This is a genomic window from Cellulomonas sp. P4_H4 (genome assembly GCF_056400865.1).
In genome coordinates, this window is the sequence record NZ_JBFUKL010000009.1 from 92,780 (window position 1) to 99,079 (window position 6,300).

Annotated in this window: 5 protein-coding genes; 2 read left to right on the plus strand and 3 right to left on the minus strand. The window is 71.1% G+C overall.

Going from position 1 to position 6,300, the window contains the following annotated elements; all coding sequences use genetic code 11:
* Positions 1 to 104: 104 nt before the first annotated feature.
* Entirely contained in the window at positions 105 to 1,337 is a 1,233-nt protein-coding gene (locus AC1DPN_RS19360) for an ROK family transcriptional regulator (protein ID WP_477086412.1), read from the minus strand.
* Positions 1,338 to 1,521: 184 nt separating this feature from the next.
* Between AC1DPN_RS19360 and AC1DPN_RS19365 the strand changes: the two genes are divergently transcribed.
* A complete protein-coding gene (locus tag AC1DPN_RS19365; protein WP_477086413.1) occupies positions 1,522 to 2,541 on the plus strand; it encodes a LacI family DNA-binding transcriptional regulator in 1,020 nt (339 codons plus the stop codon).
* A 27-nt stretch (positions 2,542 to 2,568) separates the two neighbouring features.
* Here AC1DPN_RS19365 and AC1DPN_RS19370 read toward each other — a convergent pair whose 3' ends face one another.
* Positions 2,569 to 4,617 carry a carbohydrate-binding module family 20 domain-containing protein gene (locus AC1DPN_RS19370; RefSeq protein WP_477086414.1) on the minus strand — a complete coding sequence of 683 codons (2,049 nt, stop codon included), beginning with the start codon at positions 4,615 to 4,617 and terminating at the stop codon, positions 2,569 to 2,571.
* A 282-nt stretch (positions 4,618 to 4,899) separates the two neighbouring features.
* Between AC1DPN_RS19370 and AC1DPN_RS19375 the strand changes: the two genes are divergently transcribed.
* A complete protein-coding gene (locus AC1DPN_RS19375; protein ID WP_477086415.1) occupies positions 4,900 to 5,991 on the plus strand; it encodes a serine hydrolase domain-containing protein in 1,092 nt (363 codons plus the stop codon).
* On the opposite strand, the gene AC1DPN_RS19380 is transcribed toward AC1DPN_RS19375, so the two are convergent.
* On the minus strand, positions 5,977 to 6,300 hold a 324-nt coding region (locus tag AC1DPN_RS19380), incomplete at its 5' end, for a DUF1905 domain-containing protein (protein ID WP_477086416.1). The genes AC1DPN_RS19375 and AC1DPN_RS19380 overlap by 15 nt on opposite strands.

Sequence of the window (6,300 nt, forward strand, 5' to 3'; positions counted from 1 at the left end):
AGGACTTATTAAAGTCGAGAGTACACACATCTCGGATCGATAACGATCGGACACTTCAGGATCTGCCCGGCGAACCGCCGGGGACCCACCAGTGAAGCGAGCTCTCAGGCGAGCAGCATCAGGTCGGACGGCCGCGGCGTGAACGCCTGGCTCAGCACCAGGCACCCTGCCCCGACGGCACCCACCTGCGGTCCCAACGGAGATCCCAGCACGGCGACCGAGTGCGCGCCACTGGGCACGTGGTGCTCGGAGACGAGCTTCGACATGCCCGGCATCGCGTGCCGCTCCATGCGCGACCACAGGGGTCCGCCGACGATCACGGTGTCCAGGTCGCACAGGTCGGTGATCACCGTGGCGGCCATGCCGAGCCGCCGACCGGCTCGCTCGAGCACGCCGATCGCCCGCTGGTCGCCCTCGTCCGCGGCCACGCACAGCGCGCTGAACGCCAGGTCGATGTCGCGCGGGTCGGTCATGTCGCCGGTCGGCAGCTCGACCCCTGCATCGAGGCCCTGCTGGACCAGCATCTCGGCCCGGAGCAGCGCGCCGAGGCAGCCCCGCTTGCCGCACTCGCAGTCCGGACCGGTGGGGTCGACGACGAAGTGACCGGACTCGCCGGCGTTCCCGGAGATGCCACGGACCACCTCGTCGCGGATCACCAGCGAGAGGGCGACTCCCGTGCCGAGGTAGAAGAACGCGAACTCGGCGGACCGGTGCACGCCCGGGTTCCACAGGTGCGCGGACGCCGCCGCGATCGTGTCCTTGTCGAGCATGACCGGCAGGTGGGTACCGGAGGCGACGTCGTCGCGCAGGGGGACACCGTGCCAGCCGGGCAGGTGCGGCGGGTCGAGCACCACGCCCCGGTCGACGTCGATCGGTCCGGGGGTGGCGATCCCGACACCCAGCAGCAGAGAGCGGTCGATGTCCGCCGAGACGATCAGGCTCTCGATCGCTCCGACGATGCCCGCGATGACCTGGTCCGGCTGGTCGGGGAGGGGTGTCGGCATCTGGGACTGCGCGACCGGGGTCCCGGCCAGGTCCAGGATCACGAACGTCATGACGGCGGGGTCCAGGTGCACGCCGATCGCGTACCGTCCGCTCGGGTCGAGGTGCACGAGCGTGCCCGGCCGGCCCGGGCCGGGACGCGAGCTCTCACCCTCTTCGCGGACCAGGCCCTGCTCGAGGAGCCGACGCGTCGCGTTCGTGACCGTCTGCGCGGACAGGCCCGTGCGGCGGGCCAGCTGCGCCCGGGTGAGCCCCGAGTCCGCGCGCCGGACCACGTCGAGGATCACCGTCTGGTTGAACCCGGCCACGCGCGGCAGGTTCGTCCCTCGGCGCATCGCAGTCTCCCGTGTGTGGTCGTCGTCGGCCCGTGGCGCCGCCGCTCCGGAGTCGTCGCGGCTGAGCGGGGGCCATCATGTCACCGCCCAGGGAGGTTGCGGCGAACTCTGCCCGAATCTCGATCGCCACCCCGGGTCCTTCGTCGCAGGTCACGCGGCCGAGCCCGCCGGGTACAGTGCGCTCGTGCGGACACGTCTGGCGGACCTTGCAGTTCAGGCCGGGGTCAGCACGGCCACGGTCTCGCGCGTTCTCAACGGCAAGGTCGGCGTCTCGGAGGATGCCCACCAGCGCGTGCTCGCCGCGATGGACGTGCTCGGCTACGAACGGCCCTCGAGCCTGACGTCGACCCCGATCGGCCTGATCGGCCTCATCGTGCCCGAGCTCACCAACCCGGTCTTCCCCGCGTTCGCGCAGGTCATCGAGACACTGCTGGCGGCACGGGGGTTCACGCCCCTGCTGTGCACGCAGTCGCCGGGCGGCACCACGGAGGCCGAGTACGTCGACGTCCTGCTCCGCCACAACGTGGACGGCATCGTGTTCGTGTCCGGGCTCCACGCCGACTCGCGCGCGGACCTCACGCGCTACAAGCGACTCAGTGCCTCCGGCCTGCCGATGGTGCTGATCAACGGCTACGCGCCCGACATCGACGCGCCCTTCGTGTCGCCCGACGACGTCGCGAGCATCGACCTCTCGGTGCGGCACCTGGTGTCCCTCGGGCACCGCCGCATCGGTCTGGCGATCGGCCCGGAGCGCTTCGTACCCGCCCAGCGCAAGATCGCCGCGTTCACCGACGCACTGGTCGCGAGCGGGCTGGCCGCCGACGCCGAGGACGCCGCGACCCACATCGCCACCTCGCTGTACACGCTCGAGGGCGGTCAGGCCGCGACGACCCAGCTGCTGGCCGCGGGTCACACCGCGGTCGTCTGCGGGTCGGACGTCATGGCCCTGGGCGCCCTGCGCGCCGCGCGTTCGCACCGGCTGCGCGTGCCGGACGACCTGTCGATCATCGGCTACGACGACTCCCCGTTCGTCGCGTACACCGATCCGCCGCTGACCACGATCAGGCAGCCCGTGGAGGCGATGTGCCGGGCGGCGGTCGACGCCCTGCTCTCCGAGCTCGCCGGCGACCACCCGACCCGGACCGAGCTCCTGTTCGCCCCCGAGCTCATCGTGCGCGAGTCGACGGCCGCCGCACCCCGGTGACGCGGGTGCAGCGGCCGTCGTCGGCGATCAGCTGCGCCAGGTGTCCGTGAACGTCACGGTCCCGCCCGAGCCGACGGTGCCGGTCCGGTTGGCCCCGGACTCCCAGGTCACGTTCCCCGCGCCGTCCTTCTTGATGTACTTGTACTGGAACGAGGTCCCCGCGGGAAGGTCGACCGTGCCCGCCCAGACGGGGTAGGTGGCCGCCGACAGAGGCTTCGCGGACGCCGGGCTCCACGCCCCGAGGCCGGAGATGTCGCCCACCACGTAGACGTTCTGGCCGAGGACCGTGCTCGCGGTGACCTTGAAGGTCGCGCCGCTCGACGCGATGGGGCCGCTGCACGGGTTCGATGCGGTCACGACGCCGGCGGACACCGCGACGTTCGCTCCCGTCAGCGAGTAGTCACGCCCGCCGTTGTTGTCCCACGTGCCCGAGCCGTTGTTGAACGCAGCCGTGACGGTCGCGCCACCGGTCGTGATCGTGCGGCTCACCCAGCCCGTGCAGGCCGCGGTCAGGTCGACGCCAGGAACTGCGGTCCACGCACCGGTGCCGACCCGGTAGTGGATCTTGTAGGCGCTCCAGCCCGGGGTCGTCGAGTAGTACACCGTCGTCGTCGTCGAGCCGTTGCCGGGGTCCGTCCCGCCACCGGTGCTCGTCGCGCCGACGTGCAGTGCCACGGCACCGAACGCGGGGACCGTCGTCGTGAACGAGCCCGACGCGACCGTGATCTTGGCCGTGCAGTCCGTCGCCGCGATGACGTTGCAGTACGTGCCCGCGGGCAGGGACGTCGTGAACGTGCGGGTGGTCGCCGTGCCGGAGTTGTTGATCGCGACGTACCCCTTGGCGCCACGGCCGAAGCCGATGAGGTTCGAACCGTCGTCGGTCCAGTCCGTCACGCCCGTACCGGCCACCGCGTTGTGGAAGCCCACCATGCCGGCGACGTCGGTCCAGCGCTGCACGCAGGTCCAGTCGGCCGACGAGCAGCTCGCGTCCGACACGTCCGAGCTCGTCGACCCGGGCGCTCCGGCCTGCGGGTCACTGAACCGGTAGCCCGTATAGACCGCCGGCGAGCCGTACGGGTAGGCGAGCATGAACGTGTTGGCCAGGTTGTAACGGGCGCCCGACTTGTAGGTGAGCGTCTGGCCGTTGCGCTCGGTGTCGTGGTTGTCGACGAAGACCCCGGCGTTCGCCGACGGGACGAGCCCGTCGGAGAGGGTGCGAAGGTCCTTGATGTTCCCTTCGAACCGCGACTTCAACGTGCGCGCGTAGTTGAACTCGTGCGTGTCACCCGAGCCCCAGTACTCGGACGGCTGCACCGGCTCGCCGGACGCGGCGATGACCTCCTCGACCCAGTAGATGTTCGGGTTGGTCAGCCGCGACTTGATGGCCTGCAGATCGGCCGCCGGGATGTGCTTGGCCGCGTCGATGCGGAAGCCCGCGACGCCCAGCCCGATGAGGTCGTTCAGGTAGCCCGCGATCTTGCCGCGGACGTAGTCCGAGCCCGTCTTCAGGTCCTGCAGCGAGCTGAGCCGGCAGTTCTGCACCTGGTACCGGTCGCCGTAGTTCGAGATGTCCGTCCGGCAGGTGTTGTAGTCGTCGTACCCGTACGGCACGCCCGGCGTCGAGTCGATGCCGTACGACGTGCCCGCGACCCCGACCCCGCTGCCCCGGTCCGCGCCCGTGGTGTGGTTGATGACCGCGTCGACGATGACGCCGACCCCGGCATTCGCGCAGGCGTCGACCATCGCCTTGAACTCCGTGCGTGTGCCGAGCTTGGACTCGATCTTGTAGCTGACGGGCTGGTAGGAGGTCCACCACTGCGAGCCGGTCACGTGCTCCTGCGGCGGGGAGACCTGGACGTAGCCGTAGCCGGCCGGGCCGACGCTGGCCGGGCACTCGGCCGCGACCGAGCTCCACGTCCACTGGAACATGTTGAGGATGACGTCGCCCTTGGCGTGCACGGGGGCGGACGCGGTGCTGGGCACAGAGGCCGCGACCAGGCCGGTCACGGCGAGGGCCGCGGCGGCCGCGAGCGCGGCGAGTCGATGGTGGCGGGTGGCGATCGTCGTTGTTCGCATGGGAGTCCCTTCGGAAGGACCGGCACCGTTGCCAGGTCCTCGGAAGATGCGTCCTGCAACGTTGCTGCAAGTTGCATCCCTGTTGCAGGACCGTACCAAACGGACGTCGATCGGTCGATGGGGGCGGCGCTCAGGCCTCGAACTGGTCCAGCAGGTCGTCGAGGAGCCCGCGCGCCAGTCGTACTGGGACGGGTCGGTGCGCCCGCGGTAGACGGTCTCTCTACACCGCGCCAGAGCAGCGGCCCGGAGGGCCGTGTCAGACCCGTCAGGCAGGCTGTTCGGATGGACCTGGTGCGGGCAGCGGTCGAGCGGCACGTCGACCATCCGGTGCGCGGCGCCGCATGGCTCGTGGACCGGGGAGGTGTCGTGTCGGCGGGCGCCGCGGGCAGCTCGACACGGGAGGATCTCTTCCGCATCTCGTCGGTGACCAAGCCGGTCGTCGCGGCACTGGCCATGACCCTCGTCGAAGACGGCACGCTGTCGCTCGACGGCCCGGTCGACGACCTGCTGCCCGAGCTCGCACACCGCCAGGTGCTGCGCACGCCCACGAGCGCGCTCGACGACACCGTGCCCGCCGACCGCCCGATCACGGTGCGGGACGTGCTCGAGTTCCGGCTCGGCCTGGGCATGGACTTCGCGGGGCCGTTCCCCGGCACGGTCCTGGGCGCGCTCGCCGAGCGCGGGCTCCCGGTCGGGCCGCCCGCGCCACAGCAGTTCCCACCGCCGGACGAGTGGCTGCGGATCGTCGGCGAGGTACCGCTGTCCGCGCAGCCCGGCACGACGTGGCTCTACAACACGGGCGCGCAGGTGCTCGGCGTCCTGCTCGCCCGAGCCGCAGGCGAGTCCCTTCCCTCCCTGCTGGCCTCACGGGTGACCGGGCCGCTCGGCATGCGGGACACGGCCTTCCACGTGCCCGCCGACCAGCTGCACCGGCTCCAGCCCGTGTGGACCGGGGAGGACGTGTACGACGCGCCGGACGGGCAGTGGTCACGGCCCCCCGCGTTCGCCGACGCGGCCGCCGGCCTGGTCTCGACGGTCGACGACCTGCACGCGTTCGCGACCGCGCTGCGGGACGGCTCCCTGCTCCCCGCCGAACGCTTCGCCGAGATGGTCACTTCGTCGGTCGGAGCGCACGACCCGGAGCACGCCGAGGGTTGGGGACTCGGGATCGGGGTCGGCGTCGCGAACCGTTCGGACGGTCGCCACGCAGGCAGCTACGGGTGGGACGGAGGCATGGGTTCCACGTGGTGGACCGACCCGGTGACCGACACGATCGCGATCCTGCTGACCACCGACGCGTGGTCTGCCGCGCAGCCAACGCCGATCTTCACCGACTTCTGGCGCGCGGCGTTCGACGGGTCAGCGCGGGGGTAACACCGTGAGGTGCACCGTGACCGTGTCGCCCAGCTGCAGGTCCTCCGCCTCGCGCACCCGGTCCTTGAGCGGCACGACGTAGAGCCCGTCCTTGGGCCAGAGCGCCGTCTCCCAGGAGGTGGACCCGATACCGACACGGACGGGGATCATGCCCCAGCCGTAGGTGACCGCCGACGAGACTGCCTTGATGCTCGCGCTCTCGGCCGCCGGCACCGTGACGAAGTGGTACGGCGCCGGACCGCGCCAGTGCCAGACCTCGCCGGTGATCTCCAGCTCCATGCCGCTGCCCACCGCGCCAGGATCCCGGTC